Below are 23,384 nucleotides of genomic sequence, written 5' to 3' on the forward strand. Positions count from 1 at the left end.
TTTTTGAACAGAAGAAGAATGCTCCGCTTCCCTCGCTTCTTCTGTTTGAAAATACCTCGTGGGAGTCGCAGCTTGCAGCGGCGGGGGCAGAGCCCCCTCAATCGTCCGTCAGCCCTGCCAACGCCCGCCGAAATCTTCGGGGACCAACAGGTTATGACGACCCAGATCGCCAACTTTGCGCTCACCGCACAGCGCCATGGTGGTGTCGAGTTCCTTTTGAATAACCTCCAGCGCGGTTGTCACGCCCCTCTGGCCCATGGCACCTAGCCCGTAGATGAAAGCGCGGCCAATGAAAGTACCCTTGGCGCCCAGGGCGAGCGCCTTCAGGACGTCCTGGCCAGAACGAATGCCGCTGTCCAGATGCACTTCTAGCTCTCCACCAACCGCATCCATGATTTCGGGCAGCACGCGAATTGAGCTCAGCGCGCCATCCAGTTGTCGTCCGCCATGGTTCGATACGATGATGGCATCGGCCCCCAGTTTTGCGGCCATCTTGGCGTCATCAGCGTCGAGGATGCCTTTGAGGATGACTTTGCCACCCCATTGCGCCATCAATTTCTCGACCTTGTTCCAATCCAGGCTGGGGTCAAACTGTTCTGCGGTCCAGGTGCCCAGTGACTGCGTGTCGGTGATCGTGTCGACATGGCCCACGATATTGCCGAATTCGCGGCGTTTGGCCCCCAGCATCTCGATGCCCCAGGCCCATTTCGTCAGCAGGTTGGCAATCGTCTTAGGCGTCAGCTTCGGAGGCGCGGAGAGGCCGTTCTTCAGATCCTTGTGGCGCTGGCCAAGGATTTGCAGATCAAGCGTAATGACAAGCGCCGAGCATTCTGCGTCTTTTGCCCGCTGGATTAAGCGCGCAACGTAATCCTCGTCCTTCATTGTGTAGAGTTGAAACCAGAAGGGTTTGCGGGTCGCTTCGGCGACATCTTCGATCGAGTTGATCGACATCGTCGATAGCGTGAAGGGAACGCCAAAGGCCTCGGCAGCCTTGGCGGCTTTGATCTCGCCATCCGCATGCTGCATCCCGGTCAGCCCGACCGGAGCTAACGCAACTGGCATAGCGACGTCTTCGCCGATCATCTGTGATGCGGTCGAGCGCCCCGACATATCCACGGCAACCCGCTGGCGCAGGCGGATATCCTCAAAGTCCGATGTGTTCTCGCGAAAGGTCTGTTCGGTCCAACTGCCGCTTTCCGTGTAGTCGAAGAACATGCGTGGCACACGGCGTTCGTAGATCCGCTTGAGGTCTTCGATATTGGTAATGACGGGCATGGCAGGGACCTGTGAGGTATCGGATTGTTTTTCCTACCAATAGCGATAAGGCGGCGCAACGTCTGCTGCGCCTCACCTTTGATGCCAGCAACCCGCAATATGCGTGAAGTCCAATGTTTTGATCAGGCGTTATGAGCGCCGTCGGCCAGAGATTTCACAAAGTCCAGAACCTCGGGCACAGGTTTTCCGGCGCCAATCTGGCTGACGATGGCAGACCCCACCACGGCCCCGTCCGCTACGCTTGCAATGGCGCGCGATTTTTCTGGCGTGTTGATGCCGAATCCGACGATGACGGGCAGGTCAGTCGCGGCTTTGATCCGAGCGACTTCGGGGCCAACATCGGTGGCCTGCGCTTCGGCCGCGCCAGTGATGCCGGTGATCGAGACGTAGTAGACAAAGCCGGATGTGTTCTGCAGCACCCGCGGCAGCCGGGTGTCGTCGGTCGTAGGCGTTGCCAGACGGATGAAATTCAGACCCGCTGCCTGCGCGGGCAGGCACAGCTCGGCATCTTCCTCCGGGGGCAGGTCGACGACAATCAAACCATCAATTCCGGCGTCTTGGGCGTCGGCCAGGAACGCATCAACTCCACGGCTGTAAATCGGGTTATAGTACCCCATCAATACAATCGGGGTGGTGTCGTCGCTCTCGCGAAATGCGCGCGCCAGATCCAGGGTCCGTTGCAAAGTCATTCCGCCATCCAGTGCCCGTTGTCCGGCGGCCTGTATGGTGGGGCCGTCAGCCATTGGATCGGTGAACGGCAGGCCAAGTTCGATCACGTCGACACCCGCGCCGGGCAGCCCTCGCACCAATTCCAGCGAGGTGTCATAATCAGGATCCCCCGCCATGACATAGGCAACAAATGCCTTTTTGCCCTGATCCTTGAGCTCAGCAAATTTGGCGTCGATACGGGTCATTTTGGATCCTTGCATACAGGTTTCGACCCGATGTGCAGAAACTTTGACCGAAAATCAATCCCGGTTCGGCTATGCCGCGTCAGAATGCAAAATGGTATCTCAGCAAAGCCGAGTTTACGCCGGGGTTGAAATTCTCGGTGCTGGCATTTGATTTGTGGGTGACCGCCAGCGACAAGCTGTTTCCATTGTCAAAGGTGTATCCCAGTCCCAATAAGCTTCTAATTTGGAATTCGCCGCCAAGATCGTTCAGCGCATCGCCATCAGAAAAATACCCTGGCATTACACTGCCTTCGACAAACCAGCGTTCGGAAAAGGAATAGACACCGACCAGCCCGATGCCGATATGCAGATCGGCGGCGGCGTCCACTGTAATCGCGCCACCCCATCCCGCCGAAAAGCGCGTGGCTTGGTGAAATGGGCGGTGATGGTATTCAAGAGAGACGACAGCCTCATCACTGGCCAACGGGTCGGAAAAATCCGAAAAGCCGGCCCCTAAGATCAAAGACTGCGCGTGTACAACCTGGGTGGTCAAACACAGCGCGGTGGCGATGTAGAGAAGTTTCATAACTGACGTTCACTATTAAATTGTTTCTACACGTTAATTTTTGAATCTAATTTTGACCGTTCAATGAGCGCAAGCGCACAATTGCGTGACAATTCGTGTGTGTTGCCAATTGGTCCAAATTGGGACAATCGGCTCGGCGCCTTGCGCATTTCGTCGGACCTGCATAGAAGCAGCGCGCAAATGGCATGCAGGAGGCCGTGATGGGCTTTAAGATGGGAATTGTGGGTCTGCCGAATGTGGGCAAGTCGACCCTCTTTAACGCGCTGACCAAAACCGCTGCTGCGCAGGCGGCGAATTTCCCGTTTTGTACCATCGAACCCAATGTGGGCGATGTGGCCGTGCCCGACGACCGGCTGGACAAATTGGCTGCGATTGCCAGTTCGAAACAGATCATCCCGACGCGGATGACCTTTGTGGATATCGCCGGTCTGGTAAAGGGTGCTTCGAAAGGTGAGGGGCTGGGCAACCAGTTTCTGGCCAATATCCGCGAGACGGACGCGATTGCTCATGTGCTGCGCTGCTTTGAGGATGGCGATGTGACCCATGTTGATGGCCGTGTTGATCCCGTGGCCGACGCCGATACCATCGAGACCGAGTTGATGCTGGCCGATCTGGAAAGCATCGAAAAACGCCGCGCCAATCTGGTGCGCAAGCTGAAAGGCAACGACAAAGAAGCGCAGCAGCAGGAGCGTCTGCTGGCCGAGGCGCAGGCGATGCTGGAAAACGGCAAACCCGCGCGTTTCGTCGAGGTTTCAGACGAAGACGCCAAGGCGTGGAAGATGTTGCAACTGCTGACCACCAAGCCGGTGCTTTATGTCTGCAACGTGTCCGAGGAAGAGGCCGCCGAGGGCAACGAATACTCGACCCGCGTGGCCGAAATGGCTGCGGCGCAAGGCAATTCCCACGTCATCATCAGCGCCAAGATCGAGGAAGAGATCAGCCTGCTGGAAGCGGACGAGGCGCAGATGTTCCTTGAGGAAATGGGTCTGGAAGAACCGGGCCTCGACCGCCTGATCCGCGCCGGTTACGACCTGCTGAAACTGGAAACCTATTTCACCGTTGGCCCCAAAGAGGCCCGCGCCTGGACCATCCGCACCGGCACCGCCGCCCCGCAGGCCGCTGGGGTGATCCACGGCGATTTCGAAAAGGGTTTCATCCGCGCCGAGACCATCGCCTATGACGACTACATCGCCGCCAACGGCGAACAAGGCGCAAAGGAAGCAGGCAAGATGCGGGCCGAGGGCAAGGGCTACATCGTCAAGGACGGTGATGTGATGCACTTTTTGTTTAATACGTGATCCACGGCCTCATTTGCGAAAACTTTTTGGTGTGTTCTGAAGCGGGCTTAGTATCGTCAATAAAGTTGTGCTAGCTGCGGTTCATTGCTCAGCACTATCCTCTAGCTGGATACCTGCAGAGTGTTTCGCCGAAGTTTTTGAAGGGGAAGAAACGGAACTCTCTGTACCCAAAGCTAAGCTTTGAATCGTTTGAAGCTGGGTGATACCGAAAGGCGCCAAGGTATTTCATGTTCTTGAAAAAGATTGAAGCAGGTGGGGTATCGCCAGCGGTAGGCCCAGCCTCACTACAGCTCAAATCGTCATTTCGCAGTCTTACGTCCACTTCTTCTTGATAGTTAAAGATGCGCACGCTTGGACCATCTAGGATCCGCATCATCCAAACACTGTTCACTACGATAACAGTGCCGTCATCGTGTAGGTAAAGATTGACCTCGTCACTGAAATCGGCGACGAGCCATTCGTAAGCGCAGGAAAGCGGGCTATAGTCGCACACAACCAAGCGCCGCTGATGTTCAGCGAAGAGCGATCGAAAGGGCGTGGGAACTTGCACGCGGATCGTTCTTCCGTCAGAAAATTCATATGCGTCTTTGTAAGGCACCTCTGCCGTCGCCGCTCGAAAGTTGACGGTCGTAACTACGGTGGCCGCAAAGCAAAAACCTAGAAGGCTGATAGATCGTCCGTTCATTGGTTTTTCCGGTTTCTGGCGCTTTGATTCTTAAGGAAAATTGACATTTCAACTCTCGTGCGACAACACATTTCGAATGTCGCGTTTCACCAGCAATTCAGCGATGTTTCTGGGCAGTAACACAGGCCGGTTCCATCCGCATTTCCCCAGCGCCAAATGGGGTCGGCTTTCCTCTGCTGTTGAAATCTCGTTAAGGTATGGATCGACCAACTGTCTGAGAGATCCCCAAAATGATCGAAATCCGCGACCTCCAACTGCTCAGCGCCTTGGCGCGGCATCGCCATTTTGCCAAGGCGGCTGAGGAGTGTGGGATATCGCAGCCTGCATTTTCGATGCGTATCCGCAATCTCGAAGACCGGCTGGGCGTTTCAATCGTCCGCCGCGCGAACCGGTTTCAGGGGCTGACTGAAGAGGGCGAGATGATCGTCCAGCGCGCGCGGCGCATACTTGATGACACCAAGGCGCTGGAACAGCAGGTGTTGGCCTCGAAAGGTGAGATCACGGGGACGCTGATCCTCGGTGTGATTCCCACCGCAATCGCCTTTACCGGTCGATTGACCAAGCGGCTGCGGGATGCGCATCCCCGCATTGTCACCCGGATCGAAACCATGTCCGCCACCGCGATTCAGCACCGGCTGGACGAAGGCAGTCTGGACGCAGGCATCACCTATGGCGACAGCATCGGTACCGATCTGCGGCAGGTTCAGCCATTGTACGAAGAGACCTATGTGCTGTTGATCCCGGCCCATATGACTGCGGAAAATGGCCCGATTCCATGGGCGCGGGTCGCTGATTTTCCGATCAGCCTGCTGGAACCACAGATGCAGAACCGCCGTATTCTGGACCGGATTTTTGCCGAACAGGGCCTGCACCCGCAGGTGGTGGCGGAAACAAGCGGGTTTACCGCCTCGATGGTCATGGCGCGCGAAGGGTTGGCGGCAACGGTTGTTCCCCGCGTACTGGTTCGGGCGCTGGGCGATCTGAAAGGCACCAGGGTGCTGCCTCTGGTCGATCCTGTTGTCAGCAAACCGATTTGCCTGGCGACGCTATCACGTGATCCTGAACTGCCCACGGTCGAGGCCCTGCGCGCGGTGGTGACGTCTTTGCGGTGATAAACTGTCGTTATCGTGCGATTGCGATATGCGATTTGACGATATGCTATTCTGATGAGACACGGAGCCTCAATCGGAGGGCATCATGGCACCATTAGATACCAAGCCATCAGGCGCACCCAAGGGCGTCTGGAAGTCAGGTAAAGGCAAGGGGCGGCACACGCCCAAGGGCCGTCAGTTCACGGATGAGGCGCAGGCGGAAATTGCACGTCTGCTGGGCGACCGCCCGCGCCGCCGCGATTTACTGATCGAATTTCTGCACCTGATTCAGGACGAACACGGCCATATCAGCGCCGACCACATCGCCGCCTTGGCGGTAGAGATGCGGGTCGGTCAGGCCGAGATCTACGAGACTGCCACTTTCTATGCCCATTTCGACGTGGTCAAAGAGGGCGAGACACCGCCGCCTGCGTTAACGATCCGTGTCTGTGATTCCCTGTCCTGCGAAATGGCTGGTGCCCAACAGCTTCAACAAGCGCTGGAGGACGGTCTGGACCCGTCCGAGGTCCGCGTTGTTCGTGCGCCCTGCATGGGCCGCTGCGATACGGCCCCGGTGCTTGAGATTGGTCACAACCACATCGATCACGCGACCCCCGAAAAGGTGCAGGCTGCGATTGCTGCTGGCGACACGCATGCCCATCTGCCCGACTACGAAACATTCGCCGCCTATGAGGCCAATGGCGGTTACGCCAAGCTGGCAGAGCTGCGCGACGGTGGCGATTGGGAGAAGGTGCAGGAAGACGTGCTGGCCTCGGGCCTGCGCGGTCTGGGCGGCGCTGGTTTCCCGTCCGGCAAGAAATGGGGCTTTGTTCGCATGAACGAAGGGCCACGCTATCTGGCCGTGAACGGGGATGAAGGTGAACCCGGCACGTTCAAGGACCGCTACTATCTGGAACGCACGCCGCATGTCTTCCTTGAAGGCATGTTGATCGCCGCCTGGGCGGTCGAAGCGGAAACCTGCTTCATCTACATGCGCGACGAATATCCAGCGGTGCTGGAGATTCTGCGCCGCGAGATCGCAGCGCTGGAGGACGCCGGTATTGTTGAGCCCGGTTATATCGACCTGCGGCGGGGTGCCGGTGCTTACATCTGCGGTGAAGAATCCGCGATGATCGAGTCGATCGAAGGCAAGAAGGGTCTGCCGCGTCACCGTCCTCCGTTTGTGGCGCAGGTTGGGGTCTTTAACCGCCCGACCTTGGTGCACAATGTCGAGACACTGTATTGGGTCACTAAGGTGTGCCGTGAGGGACCGGAGTGCCTCAACAGCACCGAAAAGAACGGGCGTACGGGCCTGCGCAGCTATTCGGTCTCGGGCCGTGTGGCGAAGCCGGGTGTTTACTTGTTGCCGGCGGGCTCGACCATTCTGGACGTGATCGAAGCCGCCGGAGGGATGGCCGAAGGGCAAACTTTCAAGGCCTATCAGCCGGGCGGACCGTCCTCGGGCCTGTTGCCAGCGTCGATGGATGATATCCCGTTGGATTTTGACACACTACAACCACATGGCACTTTTATCGGCTCCGCTGCCGTTGTGGTCCTGTCCGATCAGGACACCGCCCGCGACGCCGCGCTGAACATGCTGCGGTTCTTCGAGGATGAAAGCTGTGGCCAGTGCACGCCATGCCGTGCTGGCTGCGAAAAGGCGGTTAAGCTGATGCAGGCTGACAAATGGGATCAGGACCTGCTGGAAGACCTGTGCCAGGTCATGGGCGATGCCTCCATCTGCGGTCTGGGGCAGGCGGCCCCGAACCCCATCCGCCTGGTCATGAAACACTTCGCTGACGAAATCTGAGGGAGACAGAGCCATGCTTGACGCAAGCCCAAACAAGACCGTCACCTTCAACCTGAACGGCGAAGATGTCACCGTGCCCGAAGGCTGGACCATCTGGGAAGCCGCCAAGGGGCAAGGGTTCACCATCCCTCACCTGTGCCACAAGCCGCAGCCGGGCTACAAACCCGACGGCAACTGCCGCGCCTGTATGGTCGAGGTCGAAGGTGAGCGCACGCTGGTCGCGTCGTGCATCCGTCCGGCAGCGGATGGGATGGTCGTGAAAACCGACAGCGACCGCGCCGAGAAATCGCGCGCCATGGTCATGGAATTGCTGGTTGCCGACCAGCCGGAAGAGCCGCACGACACCTCCAGCCATTTCTGGGACATGGCCAAGCTGAACGATGTCAGCGACAGCCGTTTCCCTGCGAAAGAGGCCGAAAAAATCCCGCTGTTGGATGACAGCCACGTTGCGATGCGGGTCAATCTGGACGCCTGCATCAACTGCAACCTTTGCGTCCGTGCCTGCCGCGATGTGCAGGTGAATGACGTGATCGGAATGGCCGGTCGTGGCCACACCGCACAGGTGGTGTTCGACCAGAACGACCCGATGGGCGCATCGACTTGTGTGGCATGTGGCGAGTGTGTTCAGGCCTGCCCAACCGGCGCGCTGATGCCCGCGACTGTGTTGGATGACCAACAGCGCGGCGACAGCAAGGATTACGATAGCGAAACCGAAAGCGTCTGCCCGTTCTGCGGCGTGGGCTGCAAGGTCTCGCTGAAGGTCAAGGACGGCAAGGTCAAGTATGTCGAGGGCATCAATGGTCCCGCAAACGAAGGCCGCCTGTGCGTCAAGGGCCGGTTCGGGTTCGACTACATCCACCACCCACATCGCCTGACCAAGCCGCTGATCCGGCGCGAGGATGCGCCTGAAAAGGGGCTGAATGTCGATCCCGGCAACCTCGACACCCATTTCCGCGAAGCGACATGGGAAGAGGCGATGGATCTGGCCGCCACCAAGCTGAGGGCTCTGCGCGATGAAGACCCGCGCAGCGTCGCGGGCTTTGGTTCGGCCAAATGCACCAATGAAGAAGCTTATCTGTTCCAGAAGTTCATCCGCCAGGGCTTCAAGCACAACAATGTCGACCACTGCACGCGCCTGTGCCACGCGTCGTCGGTTGCGGCTCTGATCGAGAACGTCGGCTCGGGTGCCGTGACCGCGACCTTCAATGAGGTCGAAAACTCAGACGTCGTAATCATCATCGGCGCCAACCCGATCGAGAACCACCCGGTTGCGGCGACCTACTTCAAGCAGTTCACCAAACGCGGCGGCAAGCTGATCGTGATGGATCCGCGCGGCGTTGGTATGCGCAAGTTTGCGGATGAGATGCTGCAGTTCCGTCCGGGTGCGGATGTCTCGATGCTCAACGCGATCATGAACGTGATCGTCGAGGAAGAGCTGTACGACAGCCAATACATCCACCGCTGGACCGAGAACTGGGAGGCCGAGAAAGAGCATCTGCGCCAGTTCACGCCCGAGGCGATGGCCCCGATCTGTGGCATCGAACCGGATCAGTTGCGCCGCGTCGCGCGCACCTTCGCGCAGGCCAAGGCCGGTCTCATCTTCTGGGGTATGGGCGTCAGCCAGCATATCCACGGCACGGACAATTCGCGCTGCCTGATCAGCCTCGCGCTGATGACTGGCAATGTTGGTAAACCCGGCGCGGGTCTGCACCCGCTGCGCGGTCAGAACAACGTTCAGGGGGCCTCGGATGCGGGCCTGATCCCAATGTTCCTGCCGGATTATCAATCGGTTACCGATGACGGTATCCGCGCCAAGTTCAACAACGTCTGGAACTCGGACGATTTCTCGAACGAGAAGGGCCTGACCGTGACCGAGATCATCGATCAGGCATATGCGGGCAACATCAAGGGTATGTACATTCAGGGTGAAAACCCGGCCATGTCCGACCCCGATGTGAACCACGCGCGCGAGGCGCTGGCCAAGCTGGACCTGATGATCGTGCAGGATATCTTCCTGACCGAAACGGCGAACTATGCCGACATCATCCTGCCCGCCTCGGCGCTGTATGAAAAGAACGGCACCGTGTCGAACACCAACCGTCAGGTGCAGCGTGTGCGGCCCGCCGTGAACCCACCGGGTGAGGCGCGCGAGGATTGGAAGATCACGGTCGAATTGGCACAGCGGATCGGTCTGAACTGGGATTACACGGATGTGTCTCAGGTCTTTGACGAGATGAAGCTGACGATGAACTCGCTCGACAATATCACCTGGGATCGGCTCAAGACCGAAACCATCACCTATCCGTCGCTGTCCGAGACCGATCCGGGGCAGGCGATTGTGTTTGGCGATGGCTTCCCGCGCGCCGAAGGGCGGGCGAAATTCACTCCGGCAAGCGTCATCCCGCCGGATGAGGCCCCGGATGATGAATACCCGATGATCGCCACCACCGGACGTCAGTTGGAGCATTGGCACACCGGGTCAATGACCCGCCGGTCGAACGTTCTGGATGCGGTGGAACCGGAAGCGAACTGTTCGATGAACCCGCGCACGCTGAAACTGATGGGCATTGAGCCCGGTGAGATGATTCGTCTGACCACGCGCCGCGGTTCCATCGAGATCATGGTGCGCACCGACCGGGCGATTGCCGAGGATATGGTGTTCATCCCGTTTGCCTATGTCGAGGCGGCGGCGAACATTCTGACCAACTCGGCGATCGATCCGTATGGCAAAATCCCCGAGTTCAAGTTCTCGGCGATTCGCGTCGAAAAGATCGAAGATGCCATCGCGGCGGAATAGCGGGGTCTAAGACCGATACGCTAAGGGGCGGTTCTGAACAGGGCCGCCCCTTTTTGTTGCAATGGTGGCCATTCCTGAGGTTTCTGCCTTTGGCTGCGCGGAAAATACCGGCTTTGGCCCTAGGGTCTGCGCGAACATCGCGACCCTTTGGTATCAGATCGATACGTTTCAAGGGCCAACACTGCACAAAATAAATTGAACTCGAAAACTGTGTCTTATCGATCTTTTGGGCGCTCCGTTCGGGTGACAACGACAACTTTTGGGAACCGAGTGAATCACCGAGGTCTTTGGTGTCTTTTCGCGCAATCAGGTTCGAGAATTTATATTAAAAAATAACGTTTTAAGTCGGTTTTTGATCAACGATTCACGCCCGCAGAACACGTCGAACCGCCTTTCCGGAATGCTGGGAAACAGACAAAACCTGTTCTTTGGGCACCTCAGAAAATCGCCGGGCGTTCAGGAAATGAACCGGGGCGTCTTGAGGGTCCTCGGGATTTGCCGGAATAGACAGCGAGCCAGAATTTCCAGCTCACTCAATCACATTTACGGACAACGACATGAAACATGTTCTCTTCGCAACTACTGCGCTGATTGCGACTGCAAGCGTCGCCGCAGCGGAAGTAAGACTTGGTGGTTTCGCCCGGTTTGGTATCGGCTATCAGGAAGATCGTTCGGCCGACGCGAACGTCGATGACACCATTCTGGTATCGCGCTTTCGTCTGAACATCGACGGAGACGCAGAAACCAACGGTGGCGTCAAATTCTCGGCGCGTGTGCGGCTTCAGGCCGACGAAGACAGCAGCACAGGCGAAGCCGGTCGCGCAGGACTCAACGGCGCGCGCTTTTCGGTGATCTATGGTGGACTGCGTGTTGACGCGGGCAACGTCTCGGGCGCCTTCGACAACTCGGATCTCTACTTCGGTACCGAGCCGGGGCTCGAAGAGTTCTTGGGCCAGTATTCGGGCGTAGATTACGAGTTCCTCGAATACAGCTCGACCGGAACTGGCGCTAACGCATTGTTCTTCCAATATGCGGTTGGTGATTTTGCCTTCGGTGCCTCTTATGACAGCGATGCTGTGGACGGGGCGGACCGTTGGGATGTAAGCGCGACTTACGGGTTCGAAAACTACTCGGCCACACTGATCTATGGTCAGACAAAAGGCGTCGGTGGTGCCAGCGATCAGGACCTGATCGTTTTGGCCCTGGGTGCCGAATTCGGCAACTTCAACGGCACCGTGTTCGTCGGACGTGACGGTGACACGCCAGACAACGATTTTGGCGAAGAAACCGACGGCACGGCCTATGGTTTGTCGCTGGCCTATAACATCGGTGCTGCGACCACGCTGACCGCGTCTTATGGTGACGGTTCGGCAGAAGGCGATACGCAGCAATACGGTGTTGGAATGATCTACGATCTGGGTGGCGGTGCATCGCTGCGCGGCGCTGTCGGACACGAGAAAGTGGGTCGTGCAGGTGACGGGCAAATCCTGGCCGACTTTGGTGTTCGCTTCAACTTCTGACGCGAGTTGACGCAATTGAAGGGCCGGTCTTTGGACCGGCCCTTTTTCGGTGTTCTGGACAAGCTTCGCATTTATTGCCTTGATGGGCTGCACGTACGGAGAACAGTCCAAATGACGCACCAATCGCCTACGGGTTATGACGGCCCATATCCCGCCCCTGTCGAAATCAGGGGGTTTACCGTTGATACGACCTGGATCGACTACAACGGCCATATGAATGTCGGCTACTACGGCGTGGCTTTCGACAATGCGTTGGAAATCCTAATGGTCGATCACCTCGGGCTGGGCGAGGGGCAGGTTCAGGCCTATGGGCACGGGCCGTATATCATTCAATCCCACCTACACTTCCTGCGCGAGATTGTGGCCGACACACCGTTTTCCTTTCGGTTTCGGATGTTGGACGCTGATCACAAGCGTGGTCACTACTTTGCTCAGATGATCTCGGATCAGGATGGACAGGTCTGCGCAACGCAGGAAGCGCTGTTCATGAATGTCAGTCACGAGACGGGCCGGTCAGTGCCCTATCCGGATTGGGCCGCTGCGCGCCTGTCGCAGATGGTTGCCGATCACAAAGTGCTGGAAACAGAGGCCCAGATCGGTCGGCCCATCGGCATTCGCCGCTAAGCGGTCCCGCGGGCTCAGTAGTCCCGTTCGAAAAAGATACCCAGACCGGTTTCGCCACGCCCGTCCACGGTCCCGCGGACGGTAAAGCTGTCGGTGACATCCAAGTTCAGGTTCACCTCGGTATCGCCTTCGGTGTTTACGGTGAAATCGGTGTAGAGGTTGTCGCTGAGATAGGCACCGGCCCCCAGCCGCCCGGCCCCTCCGGACGTTGCGCCGACATCAATCGTATCGACCCCGGTGGCCTCGCGTACACCTTTGGTTGCGTCCCCTCCGGCACCGCTGAGCTGCGCTAGCGACGCTGCCATCTGCGCGATTACGAAGGGCGAAAGCTCTGAGAACCGGTTGCCAAACAGCAGCATGGCCAGCGCCTCTTCGGTGGGGCGTTCGGGGTCCGAGAATACGTCGACCTGCGGCGAATCCAGCGGTCCGGCGATTTCAATCGTGGCGGTTCCGTCCGAGGTGCTGCTTGAGGATTCGAACTCGATATACGGCGTCAGGTCGCCTTGCAGGGTCACCAGACCCTTGGTCAACGCCAACCGGCGACCAAGGATGTCGATGTGGCCCCGGATCAACTCAATCTGACCGGAGGGCACCACAGAAGACGTGGTGCCGCCGATCTGGATGCGCCCGCCAAGTTCGGCATTCACGCCGCGCCCGCGGACAAATACGGCTTTGGGGGCCAATAGGTTGATATCCAGCGCGATGCGCGATGCGCCCTTGCTGGCCTCTTCCTTGACCACCAGCTGCGCGCGCTCGCGGGTGACATAGCTGGCCGAACTTTCATTGATGTGCTCGATCGGTGGAATGGGGGCTGCGCCAACAGCCCCGGCTGCGGCGGCGAGGTTGATATTGGTCTCGCCGAAATTGATCTGCCCCGCGATCGAACTGTTGCCCGCCAATGCACCGTTCACGGCGATCTGGCCGTTTAGCGTGGTTTCGTAGAGAAGATCATCGGTCAGAACCAGATTGTTGATCGACGTGACGATATTGGCGTCAAAGGGAGGCGTCAGGCCGACCGGGCCGTTGATGGTAAAACCACCACCCGCGCGAACGCCGCCCTGCATCGCAATCGTCGCGCGGCTTTGGGCCAGTGTCACCGTGCCGCCGATGCCAGTGATCGTCTGGCCGACAGATGGCAGCGCCATGGCTGTCCCCGAGGTCGTGATCGTCCCGCTCAGCGCATCCAGCGACGGCGCCCCTTTCAGTGCCAGATCAAAGTTGGCGGTTCCTTCGATCGTGTTTGGGGTGATGAACCTGTTGGCAATGCCGATATTGACGCCGCCTTTCATGGTCAGATCCGCGGTACCGGCGGATTCATCGAAAGTACCCTCAACTGTGCTGTTGATCTGGGCCGGTCCTTCGGCTTTGGCGCTGATCGTCCAGACACCCGCGTCGCGACGTGCGGTACCATTGGCTGCAATGGTGCCGGGAAATTCGGGCGCGAAACGCTCGATCTTGTTCAGACGCGCCTCGAACTTCAGATCAGCGGCGCCTTCGGTGGTCACTGTACCCGTCAGATTGGCATAAGAACTGTCGGGGCCTTGCAGGCTGACGTCGCCCTCGAGCCCTGAGCCTGTTGGGGCAACGTTTCCATCCAGTTTCAGCGGCCCGCTGAGGGTCTGAGAGAGCCGCCCGAGATCGTCCAGCGCGGCCGAAAAATCCAAGCCCCCTTGCGTACGGTCCAATTTGCCCGAAGCACTGGCTGTCAGCGCGGTTCCGTTCAGGCGGAAGGTGCGGATGTTCAGCCCCTGTTCGTCATTCACCGCGTCTACGTTCAGAGTGGTGCGACCTGCGATCAGATCATCGACAGTAGCAATTCCGGTCGAGATGTCATTGGCGGTGACGTTGCCCTGAACGTCAAATGTCCGATCTGCCTGCTGGCCGCTGCCTTTGACGTCAGCACGAACGGACCCGGCCAGATCGCGCTTTGCGATGCCCGAGAATAAGGACAGGTCTGGCGCGTTCAGCTTCACCTGTCCGTCAACTGCAATGTCGCCGGTCGGGTCGTCGATGGTGGCTGCAACCTCGGCTGTCAGGGCAGAACCGTTGACGGTGGCTTTGCGGATCACGATCTGATCGCCTGTGCGAGCGCCGTCGAACTCAATCGCGGTTCGTCCGGTCAACAGCGGGTCAAACTCGGCCATACCTGTCTGGATGTTATCTCCGATGACGCTGGCGGTTCCGTCGAATTCCAAGGTCTGGACTGTTCCGCTGCCATCCACCTGCGCCTGCAGGGAACCGCTTAACTCGCGTTTGGCGAGGCCGGAAAAGACCGACAAGTCGTTTGCGTTGATGCTGGCTTGCCCGTCGATGGTCAGGTTGCCGTCAGGTGTGGTCACCACGCCATCGGCCTGAGCGTCCAAAGCCGCCGAGGAAATCTTAAAGTCTCGGATCGTGATCCCATCAGTGGCCCGTTTGGCATCCAGTGTGATGTCGGTTTCACCCGCGATCACCGGGTCGATGTCGTCGCGCCCGGTCACAAGGTCCCGTCCGCTGACCGTGACCTTGCCGTCAAAGCTGCGTTCCAGAGGTGACCCGGTTCCTTCAACCCGGATCGAGGCCTCGCCACCAAGGTCCAGCTTGGCCACTTCGGAAAATCGCGACAGATCATCGGCTGACAGTTCTGCCGATCCATCGATCTGCAAGCCGGTCGCAAGGCCGCTGATGATCGCATCGGCCTCAAGCGCATAGTCGCTGCCGACAATCTCGAACCCCGACAGTTTCACCGTCTGGTCGCTGCCATAATCGAAATGTCCGTCCAGTGTCACGCGGTCACCAACCGCAGCATTCAGCCCGGGGTCGGACAGGTCGATCCCGTCCAGCGCGGCCTGAACATCGCCATCGATGGTCAGCCCGCCGCTTTGATCCAGCGTCCCTTGTCCCGATACTTGCGCTCGTTCCAGATTGATCTGGGCGGCCTTGATATCGTTGGCCGTTAAGCTCAGGTCCCAAAGGTTGCCGTTCTTCACATCATACAGGGCTGATAGTTGAGCCGCACCAATCGCGGTGTCCCCTCCGCTGATCGGCAGGACAACCTGATCCCCTTCGGGCGGGGTGATGCGACCTTGTACAGCAACCAGTTCCAGGGCGCCGCCCGCCGCAAGGCTAAGCTGGCTTTCCAGCGTCAGTGCCTGAGCGGTGATCTCGATATCGGAAATATCCAGTGCGCCGTCGGAATAGGTGCGCCCGTCGACAAACAGTTTCGTATCTGTTCCAAAGAACGTGTCCATCTCGTCGGCCAGAAACGGCGTCAGATCGCCCCCCAGATCGGCAGTAAAGGCGATGCCCTCATCTGCGCTTGCGGCTGCTGTCGGGGCAGCGCGCAAGCGGACCTGCCCGGTCACGCGTAGCTGATCGTCGCTGCTCAGCCCGATATCGGCGGTGAAATCGGTGACTGGCCCGGACCCTTTGGCTGTCAGCCCGATCGGGGGGCTGTCGGGGATCTTCAGCGCGGTCGAAATCAACCCGCCGGATGCCTCGGCCACAGTCAGGTCCAGGGTGATTTCTCGGCTGGAATTCTGGAAACCGGCGGTCAGGTTCACCGAATCCCCCGCCCGATCCAGCCGGTCGATGTTCAAGGTGGTATCCAGCGTCCCATCTGCCAACGACAGGTTGCCATCGACCGTCAGGTCAGCGGCGACGCCGATCAGCGGCTCGCCCAGCGAAAGATCATCTATGCGCAACTCGCCGATCTCGATCGACACCGGCAGTTCGGGCAATTGAAAGGGTTGAGTTTCGGCGGAAGGCGGCGGGGCTTCTTTGGTTGTTGTTCCAGGCGCTCGGGCGATGTCGATCTCATGCGCGACCAACGCGTTGACCGAGAAGCGCCCGCGGAGCAGGGCCAACCGGTTCCAGTCCAATTCGGCCCCCTTGATGGTCAGCCAGACACCTTCGTCGTCCGCGACCGTGATCTCTTGTATCGTGGCGCGCGAACTCAGCGCGCCTTCCAACCCGACAACACGCACGTTCTGGTCGTCGCCCGACAGCGTGTCCTGAAGGAAGCGTTCGATCATGCTGCCGCCGTCGTCCTGCGCCGCAACCGGCACCGGCGCGGCGATGACAACCGATCCAAGCAGCAGCGGATATGCAGCACGACGCATCAAAAGGCTTGTCCGATCCCTAAATAAAACTGAAGCCCGTCGCCGGTGTCACCCTGAACCGGAACAGCAAGGTCAAATCGCAGCGGGCCAAAGCCCCCAAGATCATACCGGACCCCAATCCCCGCGCCAGAGTGGACTTCTGCGTTTGTGCTGACAAACGCAGAACCATCGACCGCGCCATAATCGTAGAACCCGACCAGCGAGATTGTTTCGGTCACCTTGCCGCGTACCTCGCCGGAAAATCCAAGGAAGGATCTGCCGCCTGCAACCTCGTCGCCAACAGGAATACCGAGGCTTTCATAGGGCTGACCGCGTACGGTTCCGGCACCACCGGAAAAGAACAGGAAGTCAGGTGTCACGTTGGACGCAGACGGCCCCAAGACCGAACCCAGTTGCACACGACCGGCCAATACCAGACGGCCGCCGGTTCCAAGGCTGGTATAGGCGCGTCCGTCCAGAAACATTCGCACGCCCGAGTCGGTTCCCGAAAAGCCTGCAAATGGCATCACTTGCGAATCCAGATAGAACCCGCGCGTGGCGCTGACTTTGCTGTCTCGCTGGTCCCATTCCGACCGGAAAGGCAGGATGAAATAACGAAACTTGCGCCCATCTCCGTATGCATCGTCGGCGTCGGACCACTGAAATCCAGCTGATGCCTCGGCATATAACCTGTCGGAAAAGGTACGGCGCGCACCATAGGCCAGCGACGCGATGGTTACGTTATAGTTTTCTGTGTTGCGTCGCTCCAGCAGGGCGCTCCAGAATGTGTTGTCATCGGGACCCAGCCTGTCGGGTTGATCCAGCCGCAGACCGATCCGGCCATCCAGATCTTCCGCCCCACCGATATTGCGCAAGGCAAGTTCAAAGCGCAGCCTCTCGGCGCGTCGGAACACATTGCGATGTGTCCAAGTGGCCGTCAGGTCCACCCCATCGCGCGAGGCGATCTCGGCCCCAAAGGTGATCCGGCGCGGGGGCAGGTCTTCGAAAGTCGCGTCAAAGTCCAGAGTGCCGTCCGGATTGGGGGTCTCGCGTTCCTTGATCGACACCGTCGCAAAGGTTCCGGTGCGCCGCAGGCGTGTGCCGACTTTTTGGACCTCTTCCGGCGAATAGACCTCTCCGGTTGGGAACCCCGCAATCTTTTCAATCGAGCGGCGACGCACCTTTGTGTCGCCATCGATGAACATCTTGCCGAATGTCAGGCGGGGACCGGGTGCAAGATCGATCTGGGAATCCAGTCTCCTCTGGGTGTGTCGGGCAATGACCTTTTGATCCTCGACATCGGCCTTGGCGTGACCGGCATTCCTCCAGCCCTGTACACCGGCCGAGGCCGCCTGTTGGATCGCGCCGGTCGTGGCGCGTTTGCCGGTCGCATATTCGGGGGGCAGTTCGGTATTGGGCGACAAGGGCTGCACGATGGCGGTGCCAAATGTATATATCGGTCCGGGATTGACCAGAATGACGGCCCGCTTGAACTGTGGCGGTGCTTCGAGCGAGTTGATGTCGGCGGCCTCCTGACCGTCCAGCTTGATGCTGACGACCGGGGCGAAATAGCCCTCGTCATACATGATCTGCACGATGGTGCGGTAATCGGATAGCGCAGCGGACAGGATTTCCAGCGAAGTATCCAGCCCGCGTGAATCTGCTGTAAAGACGGAAGAGGTTTCTTCCAGCCGCTCGACCAATTCCTTTGGTGCGCCGGGTGCGGACAGGCTGATTTCAAGGGCGGTTGCAAGCGTCGGGGACAGGGTAACCAGTGCAGCGAAAATCCAGCCTCTCAGAACGCGCTGCGGTCTGCCCCTTGTCATCATATGTCTCAACTGCCCCAAGCTGAAATCGTTATCGCCGCGAAATACCCATCGGTGCGGCCGGTTGAGTTCAACTTAGAGCATCTGTTTGGCTTCAGGGGAAGGATTAATCACACGGCGCTGGTATTGTAGCCGACAAAATCAGGCGCGTAGACGGACTAGGAATCCGCATTGCGGAACCAGCGGATGATCGCGGCGCGGTCCTCGGGTTCCATATAGGTCACGTTGGCGGGCGGCATGGCATGCGTCACGCCTGCCTGCAGATAAATCTGTTGCGCATTCCGGGCGATGTCACCTTCGGTTTCCAGCAGAACACCTTTGGGGGCCCAGAGGATGCCGTCCCACACCGGTTCGCGGGCGTGGCACATTGAACAGCGGCCCAACACGATGTCATGTGCCTCGTCGAAACCCTCGGCAGCGGCGAACCGCTGCTCGTAGGGTGTCAGTGGTTCAGCCTCGGCCTCCTCGACCGGTTTGTACATCGGCGCAGTGGACAGCCACATGATGGCGATGAACAGAAGCGCGGTCACAAGCCATGTCCAGGTCGGGTTGCCCGCACGGGCATGGTGGGTGTTGAAATAGTGCCGGATGGTCACGCCCATCAGGAACACCAGCGACGCAATGATCCAGTTGTACTCGGTCGCGAAGGCCAACGGATAGTGGTTCGACAGCATCAGGAACACGACCGGCAAGGTGAGGTAGTTGTTGTGGGTCGAGCGTAGCTTGGCGATCTTGCCGTACTTTGGATCCGGCGTGCGGCCGTTCTTGAGGTCATCCACCACAATGCGCTGGTTGGGCATGATGATGAAAAACACGTTCGCCGTCATGATTGTGGCGGTAAACGCGCCCAGATGCAGCATCATTGCGCGCCCGGTGAAAATCTGGTTGTACCCCCAGCCCATCACCACCAGCAGCACAAACAGCAAGACCATCAGCAGGGTCGGGCGCTCACCCAGTCCCGATTTGCACAGGTAGTCATAGATCAGCCAACCCACCGTCAGCGAAGCGGCCGAGATCAGGATACCCTGCCACAGCGCCAGATCGGCCTTTTGCGCGTCGATCAGGTACAGCTCTCCGCCGACCCAATAGACCAGCATCAACAGCGCCGCGCCGCTGAGCCAGGTGGCATAGCTTTCCCATTTGAACCAGGTCAGATGGTCCGGCATCCGTTCGGGCGCGACCAGATATTTCTGAATGTGATAGAAGCCGCCGCCATGCACCTGCCATTCTTCGCCATCCGCAGGGCCGGGGATGTCGCGGTTCAGGCCAAGGTCCAACGCGATGAAATAAAAGGATGATCCGATCCAGGCGATTGCGGTGATGACGTGCAGCCAGCGCACGGCAAAAGCCATCCAATCCCAGAACACGGCGAAGTCGTACATTGGTGATGTCTCCGATTGCTTGGGGCCACACTAGGCAAGCGGGTATTTATTCGGTATTCCCATATATTGCCAAGCTGTATCAAAAAAATCGAAAAGATGTCCTATCTCGACAACATACGCACTTTTGTCAGGGTTTACGATCTCGGCAGCATGTCTGCTGCCGGGCGCGACCTGCGGATTTCTCCCGCCGTGACCTCAGCCCGAATATCGCAGCTCGAAGATCACCTGGGGGTTCGCCTTTTTCAGCGTACAACGCGGAACCTGTCGCCAACCGAACAGGGCAAGGCGTTCTACCCCGGCGCGGTGTCGGTGCTGGACGCGGTGGATGAGGCCGAGGCGCAGGTCACGCATTTGACCGAGGCGCCGCGCGGATCGCTGTTCGTTGCAGCGCCGCTTGGCGTCGGGCGGCGTTTGCTGGCCCCGAACGTGCCAGATTTTCTTGCCGAATACCCTGAGATTGATGTGCGGCTGCGATTGACCGATCGATCCGTTGATCTGACGACCGAAGGGCTGGACCTGGCCTTTTTCATCGGTCAGCCAGAAGACAGCACATTGCGCATTCGCAAGATCGCAGATTGCCAAAGAGTCTTGTGTGCAGCGCCCGATTACGTGGATCGGCGCGGGATGCCGCAAACCGGTCGGGATCTGATAGCAGACAAGCACGAGTGCCTGAACCTGCGCTATCCCGGCGCGACCGAGTTTCAATGGGTATTGGAAACGTCCGATGGCCCAAATCGCTTTGCCGTGACCGGGCGCTTTGAATGTGATGACGGGGATGTGCTTACGGATTGGGCGCTGTCAGGGCAAGGGATCGCAATGAAGCCGATGTTCGAGGTGGCCGATCACCTGAAAGCCGGAAGGTTGGTGTCTGTCGCGCAACAGACGCCTCCGGTTCCGGTGCAGATGGCGTGCCTCTATACCCATCGCCGCCATCAGGATCCCAAAGCCCGGTTGTTCATGGATTTCATGATCGAACGGATCAGCAAGGTCGTGCGAAGTGTCGAAGAAACCGCCTAGAGGCGGGGTCGATCAGCAGCGGTCCTCTAGCTGCCGCGATAGGTCGAATAGCCGTAGGGCGAAAGCAACAGCGGCACGTGATAGTGCGCCTCGGCATCCGACATACCGAACCGGATTGGCACTTGATCCAGAAACAGCGGCTCTTCGGCGGTCTGATCGGTTGCGCGCAGGTAATCTCCGGCGAAAAACACCAGTTCATAGGTGCCGGTTTCAAAAGTCTCATGCGGCAGGATCGGTTCGTCCGTGCGGCCATCGGCATTGGTCACGGTCTCGGCCAGTTTTTGATGCGTGGTCCCGGCCACCTTATAGAGCGCGATCTTCAGCCCTTGGGCCGGGCAGCCGCGTGCCGTGTCCAGAACGTGGGTTGTCAGGTATCCAGCCACCGGAACCTCCTTCTTTTTGTTCGCGCCATTTGTGCTCGCAGCCGGATGGTCTGCGCCGACAGGTATATTTTGAGACACTCTGATTTGAAACCGCAGCATTTGGGAATGCCGAAAGAAATGGAAACAGCGTTCGGATTGATTTGATAATTCTACCGGCAATTCTGCGCTAAAGCTGTGTGAACTGAATAGACCAAGACGGAAAACAGCATGCAGCCTCCTCGTTATCCCCGCGATATGATCGGATACGGAGCCACCCCACCAAACGCACAATGGCCGGGCGGGGCAAAGATCGCGATTCAGATCGTGCTGAACTATGAAGAAGGCGGTGAGAACTGCATCCTGCACGGCGATGCCGCATCCGAGGCATTTTTGTCCGAGATCGTCGGCGCGGCGCAATGGCCCGGTCAACGCCATTGGAACATGGAGTCTATCTATGAATACGGCGCGCGCGCCGGGTTCTGGCGTCTGCACCGGTTGATGAAGGACCTTCCGATCACGGTGTACGGCGTGGCGACCGCATTGGCACGCTCGCCCGATCAGGTTGCGGCAATGAAATCCGCCGGATGGGAGATTGCCAGCCACGGCCTGAAATGGGTCGAGCACAAGGACATGTCGGAAGACGAAGAGCGCGCCCAGATCGCCGAAGCGATCCGCCTGCATACCGAAGTTGTCGGCGAGCGTCCCTATGGCTGGTATACTGGACGGTGCTCCGAGAATACCGTGCGTCTGGTGGCCGAAGAAGGCGGTTTCGATTATGTCGCAGACACATATACCGACGATTTGCCCTACTGGACAAAGGTCGGTGAACGCGATCAGCTGATCGTGCCCTATACGCTGGATTGCAACGACATGCGGTTTGCCACACCGCAGGGCTTCAACTCGGGCGATCAGTTCTATTCCTATCTCAAGGACAGTTTCGACGCGCTTTACGAAGAAGGCGAGGCTGGTTCGCCCAAGATGCTGTCGATCGGTTTGCACTGCCGACTGATCGGCCGCCCGGGCCGCGTCATGGCGCTGAAGCGGTTTCTTGATTATGCGGGCGGATTTTCCGATGTCTGGTTCGCGACACGGCAGCAGATCGCTCGTCATTGGGCGGCGATACATCCGGCGCAGTCAGCCGCGAAACCGTCATTGATGCAGCGGTCCGAATTCGTCGACACTTACGGCGGTATCTTCGAGCATTCCGCCTGGATCGCGGAACGGGCCTATGATCTGGAACTTGGCCCGGCCCACGACACAGCTGGGGGTTTGCACAACGCGCTGACCCGCATGTTCCGATCCGCGACCGAGGACGAGCGTCTGGGCGTCCTGACTGCGCACCCGGATCTTGCGGGTAAACTGGCACAGGCCAAACGTCTGACGGCGGAAAGCACATCCGAACAGGCCTCGGCAGGTCTGGATGCTTTGACGGATCAGGAACGGCAAGCTTTTACCGACCTGAACACGCAGTACACCGAAAAATTCGGGTTTCCCTTCATCATCGCGGTGCGCGACCATGACAAGGCCTCGATCCTTGGGGCGTTTGAACGCCGGATCGAACAGGATCGTGCGACCGAATTTGCCGAAGCGTGCCGTCAGGTCGAACGCATTGCCGAATTCCGCCTGCGCGACTTGTTGCCGTCATGAGCCTGCAGATCGTCGTCGAACCGATCTCGGCCAAGGCATTCGCGCCATTCGGAGATCTGATGGAGGTGACCGGTGAGCCCGACAAGATCATCAACCAAGGTCAATGCGGGCGATTTCACGACCGTGCGTCGCTCGACTTTTCGGATGGCCGCGCCGGGATCAGCCTGTTCAACGCCAATCCAAGGGCATTGCCCTACACGCTGGACATGGTCGAACGCCACCCGGATGGCAGTCAGGCTTTCATCCCGATGTCTCACCAGCCCTTTCTGGTCATCGTGGCACCGGACGAGGGAGGCAAGCCGGGTCTTCCGAGGGCGTTCGTCACGCAGCCGGGCCAGGCGGTGAACTACCATCGCAGTACGTGGCACGGGGTTCTCACGCCCCTGCACGCACCGGGACTGTTCGCGGTCGTCGACCGCATCGGCGATGGCCCCAACCTTGAAGAATACTGGTTCGACGAAGCTTACCAGGTAATCGAACCACAAAGCTGAA

Annotated in this window: 17 protein-coding genes; 9 read left to right on the forward strand and 8 right to left on the reverse strand. The window is 58.8% G+C overall.

The features are described 5' to 3' along the window. Positions 1–108 precede the first annotated feature (108 nt). The 3 genes from ACR0JA_RS06790 to ACR0JA_RS06800 all read right to left on the reverse strand — a co-directional run bounded on the left by ACR0JA_RS06790 (position 109) and on the right by ACR0JA_RS06800 (position 2,754). Complete coding sequence (locus tag ACR0JA_RS06790; RefSeq protein WP_480571840.1) at positions 109–1,275, reverse strand: alpha-hydroxy acid oxidase; 1,167 nt, start codon at positions 1,273–1,275, stop codon at positions 109–111. A gap of 122 nt (positions 1,276–1,397) precedes the next feature. After that, the gene (gene trpA / locus ACR0JA_RS06795) at positions 1,398–2,189 is read right to left on the reverse strand and encodes a tryptophan synthase subunit alpha (protein ID WP_480571843.1); all 792 of its coding nucleotides are present in this window, start codon (positions 2,187–2,189) and stop codon (positions 1,398–1,400) included. Positions 2,190–2,268: 79 nt separating this feature from the next. After that, positions 2,269–2,754 (reverse strand): acyloxyacyl hydrolase, encoded by a 486-nt coding sequence (locus ACR0JA_RS06800; RefSeq protein WP_480571846.1) that lies wholly within the window; start codon positions 2,752–2,754, stop codon positions 2,269–2,271. Between the two features lie 200 nt (positions 2,755–2,954). On the opposite strand from ACR0JA_RS06800, the gene ychF reads away from it, so the two are divergent. Continuing rightward, complete coding sequence (ychF, locus tag ACR0JA_RS06805; RefSeq protein WP_480571849.1) at positions 2,955–4,052, forward strand: redox-regulated ATPase YchF; 1,098 nt, start codon at positions 2,955–2,957, stop codon at positions 4,050–4,052. Between the two features lie 94 nt (positions 4,053–4,146). Here ychF and ACR0JA_RS06810 read toward each other — a convergent pair whose 3' ends face one another. Next, complete coding sequence (locus ACR0JA_RS06810; protein ID WP_480571852.1) at positions 4,147–4,737, reverse strand: hypothetical protein; 591 nt, start codon at positions 4,735–4,737, stop codon at positions 4,147–4,149. A 230-nt stretch (positions 4,738–4,967) separates the two neighbouring features. On the opposite strand from ACR0JA_RS06810, the gene ACR0JA_RS06815 reads away from it, so the two are divergent. From ACR0JA_RS06815 to ACR0JA_RS06835, 5 genes are all read left to right on the forward strand, one after another. Beyond that, complete coding sequence (locus ACR0JA_RS06815; RefSeq protein ID WP_480571855.1) at positions 4,968–5,849, forward strand: LysR family transcriptional regulator; 882 nt, start codon at positions 4,968–4,970, stop codon at positions 5,847–5,849. Positions 5,850–5,934: 85 nt separating this feature from the next. Continuing rightward, positions 5,935–7,638: an NAD(P)H-dependent oxidoreductase subunit E gene (locus tag ACR0JA_RS06820; protein ID WP_480571858.1), complete on the forward strand. Its 1,704-nt coding sequence runs from the start codon at positions 5,935–5,937 to the stop codon at positions 7,636–7,638. Positions 7,639–7,651: 13 nt separating this feature from the next. Next, positions 7,652–10,435, forward strand: a complete 2,784-nt coding sequence (fdhF, locus tag ACR0JA_RS06825; RefSeq protein WP_480571861.1) for a formate dehydrogenase subunit alpha — start codon at positions 7,652–7,654, stop codon at positions 10,433–10,435. 557 nt (positions 10,436–10,992) lie between these two features. Then, positions 10,993–11,955, forward strand: coding sequence for a porin (locus tag ACR0JA_RS06830; RefSeq protein WP_480571864.1), 963 nt, complete (start codon positions 10,993–10,995; stop codon positions 11,953–11,955). A 111-nt stretch (positions 11,956–12,066) separates the two neighbouring features. Continuing rightward, entirely contained in the window at positions 12,067–12,579 is a 513-nt protein-coding gene (locus ACR0JA_RS06835) for a thioesterase family protein (RefSeq protein WP_480571867.1), read from the forward strand. A gap of 14 nt (positions 12,580–12,593) precedes the next feature. Here the strand turns inward: ACR0JA_RS06835 and ACR0JA_RS06840 are convergent, their stop codons facing one another. The 3 genes from ACR0JA_RS06840 to ACR0JA_RS06850 all read right to left on the reverse strand — a co-directional run bounded on the left by ACR0JA_RS06840 (position 12,594) and on the right by ACR0JA_RS06850 (position 19,866). Then, positions 12,594–16,679 (reverse strand): translocation/assembly module TamB domain-containing protein, encoded by a 4,086-nt coding sequence (locus ACR0JA_RS06840; protein ID WP_480571871.1) that lies wholly within the window; start codon positions 16,677–16,679, stop codon positions 12,594–12,596. Next, complete coding sequence (locus tag ACR0JA_RS06845) at positions 16,679–18,484, reverse strand: autotransporter assembly complex protein TamA (protein ID WP_480571874.1); 1,806 nt, start codon at positions 18,482–18,484, stop codon at positions 16,679–16,681. Before ACR0JA_RS06845 ends, ACR0JA_RS06840 begins: the two co-directional genes overlap by 1 nt. A 158-nt stretch (positions 18,485–18,642) precedes the next feature. After that, the gene (locus ACR0JA_RS06850) at positions 18,643–19,866 is read right to left on the reverse strand and encodes a urate hydroxylase PuuD (RefSeq protein WP_480571877.1); all 1,224 of its coding nucleotides are present in this window, start codon (positions 19,864–19,866) and stop codon (positions 18,643–18,645) included. Between the two features lie 96 nt (positions 19,867–19,962). Between ACR0JA_RS06850 and ACR0JA_RS06855 the strand changes: the two genes are divergently transcribed. Then, a complete protein-coding gene (locus tag ACR0JA_RS06855) occupies positions 19,963–20,883 on the forward strand; it encodes a LysR family transcriptional regulator (RefSeq protein ID WP_480571880.1) in 921 nt (306 codons plus the stop codon). Between the two features lie 26 nt (positions 20,884–20,909). On the opposite strand, the gene uraH is transcribed toward ACR0JA_RS06855, so the two are convergent. Further along, on the reverse strand, positions 20,910–21,266 hold the full coding sequence (gene uraH, locus ACR0JA_RS06860; RefSeq protein ID WP_480571883.1) for a hydroxyisourate hydrolase: 357 nt from the start codon (positions 21,264–21,266) through the stop codon (positions 20,910–20,912). A 207-nt stretch (positions 21,267–21,473) separates the two neighbouring features. On the opposite strand from uraH, the gene puuE reads away from it, so the two are divergent. Beyond that, positions 21,474–22,892 carry an allantoinase PuuE gene (puuE, locus tag ACR0JA_RS06865; protein WP_480571885.1) on the forward strand — a complete coding sequence of 473 codons (1,419 nt, stop codon included), beginning with the start codon at positions 21,474–21,476 and terminating at the stop codon, positions 22,890–22,892. Continuing rightward, positions 22,889–23,383 carry an ureidoglycolate lyase gene (locus ACR0JA_RS06870; protein WP_480571888.1) on the forward strand — a complete coding sequence of 165 codons (495 nt, stop codon included), beginning with the start codon at positions 22,889–22,891 and terminating at the stop codon, positions 23,381–23,383. The genes puuE and ACR0JA_RS06870 overlap by 4 nt, the downstream gene beginning before the upstream one ends. The last annotated feature ends 1 nt before the right edge of the window (position 23,384 follow it).

It is taken from the genome of Ruegeria sp. AM4, from assembly GCF_056540665.1.

Excerpts from the sequence above, each read along its gene's own strand:
- ACR0JA_RS06790 (WP_480571840.1), bottom strand. The coding sequence starts at position 1,275 with ATGCCCGTCATTACCAATATCGAAGACCTCAAGCGGATCTACGAACGC.
- trpA (WP_480571843.1), bottom strand. The coding sequence starts at position 2,189 with ATGACCCGTATCGACGCCAAATTTGCTGAGCTCAAGGATCAGGGCAAA.
- ACR0JA_RS06800 (WP_480571846.1), bottom strand. The coding sequence starts at position 2,754 with ATGAAACTTCTCTACATCGCCACCGCGCTGTGTTTGACCACCCAGGTT.
- ychF (WP_480571849.1), top strand. The coding sequence starts at position 2,955 with ATGGGCTTTAAGATGGGAATTGTGGGTCTGCCGAATGTGGGCAAGTCG.
- ACR0JA_RS06810 (WP_480571852.1), bottom strand. The coding sequence starts at position 4,737 with ATGAACGGACGATCTATCAGCCTTCTAGGTTTTTGCTTTGCGGCCACC.
- ACR0JA_RS06815 (WP_480571855.1), top strand. The coding sequence starts at position 4,968 with ATGATCGAAATCCGCGACCTCCAACTGCTCAGCGCCTTGGCGCGGCAT.
- ACR0JA_RS06820 (WP_480571858.1), top strand. The coding sequence starts at position 5,935 with ATGGCACCATTAGATACCAAGCCATCAGGCGCACCCAAGGGCGTCTGG.
- fdhF (WP_480571861.1), top strand. The coding sequence starts at position 7,652 with ATGCTTGACGCAAGCCCAAACAAGACCGTCACCTTCAACCTGAACGGC.
- ACR0JA_RS06830 (WP_480571864.1), top strand. The coding sequence starts at position 10,993 with ATGAAACATGTTCTCTTCGCAACTACTGCGCTGATTGCGACTGCAAGC.
- ACR0JA_RS06835 (WP_480571867.1), top strand. The coding sequence starts at position 12,067 with ATGACGCACCAATCGCCTACGGGTTATGACGGCCCATATCCCGCCCCT.
- ACR0JA_RS06840 (WP_480571871.1), bottom strand. The coding sequence starts at position 16,679 with ATGCGTCGTGCTGCATATCCGCTGCTGCTTGGATCGGTTGTCATCGCC.
- ACR0JA_RS06845 (WP_480571874.1), bottom strand. The coding sequence starts at position 18,484 with ATGACAAGGGGCAGACCGCAGCGCGTTCTGAGAGGCTGGATTTTCGCT.
- ACR0JA_RS06850 (WP_480571877.1), bottom strand. The coding sequence starts at position 19,866 with ATGTACGACTTCGCCGTGTTCTGGGATTGGATGGCTTTTGCCGTGCGC.
- ACR0JA_RS06855 (WP_480571880.1), top strand. The coding sequence starts at position 19,963 with ATGTCCTATCTCGACAACATACGCACTTTTGTCAGGGTTTACGATCTC.
- puuE (WP_480571885.1), top strand. The coding sequence starts at position 21,474 with ATGCAGCCTCCTCGTTATCCCCGCGATATGATCGGATACGGAGCCACC.
- ACR0JA_RS06870 (WP_480571888.1), top strand. The coding sequence starts at position 22,889 with ATGAGCCTGCAGATCGTCGTCGAACCGATCTCGGCCAAGGCATTCGCG.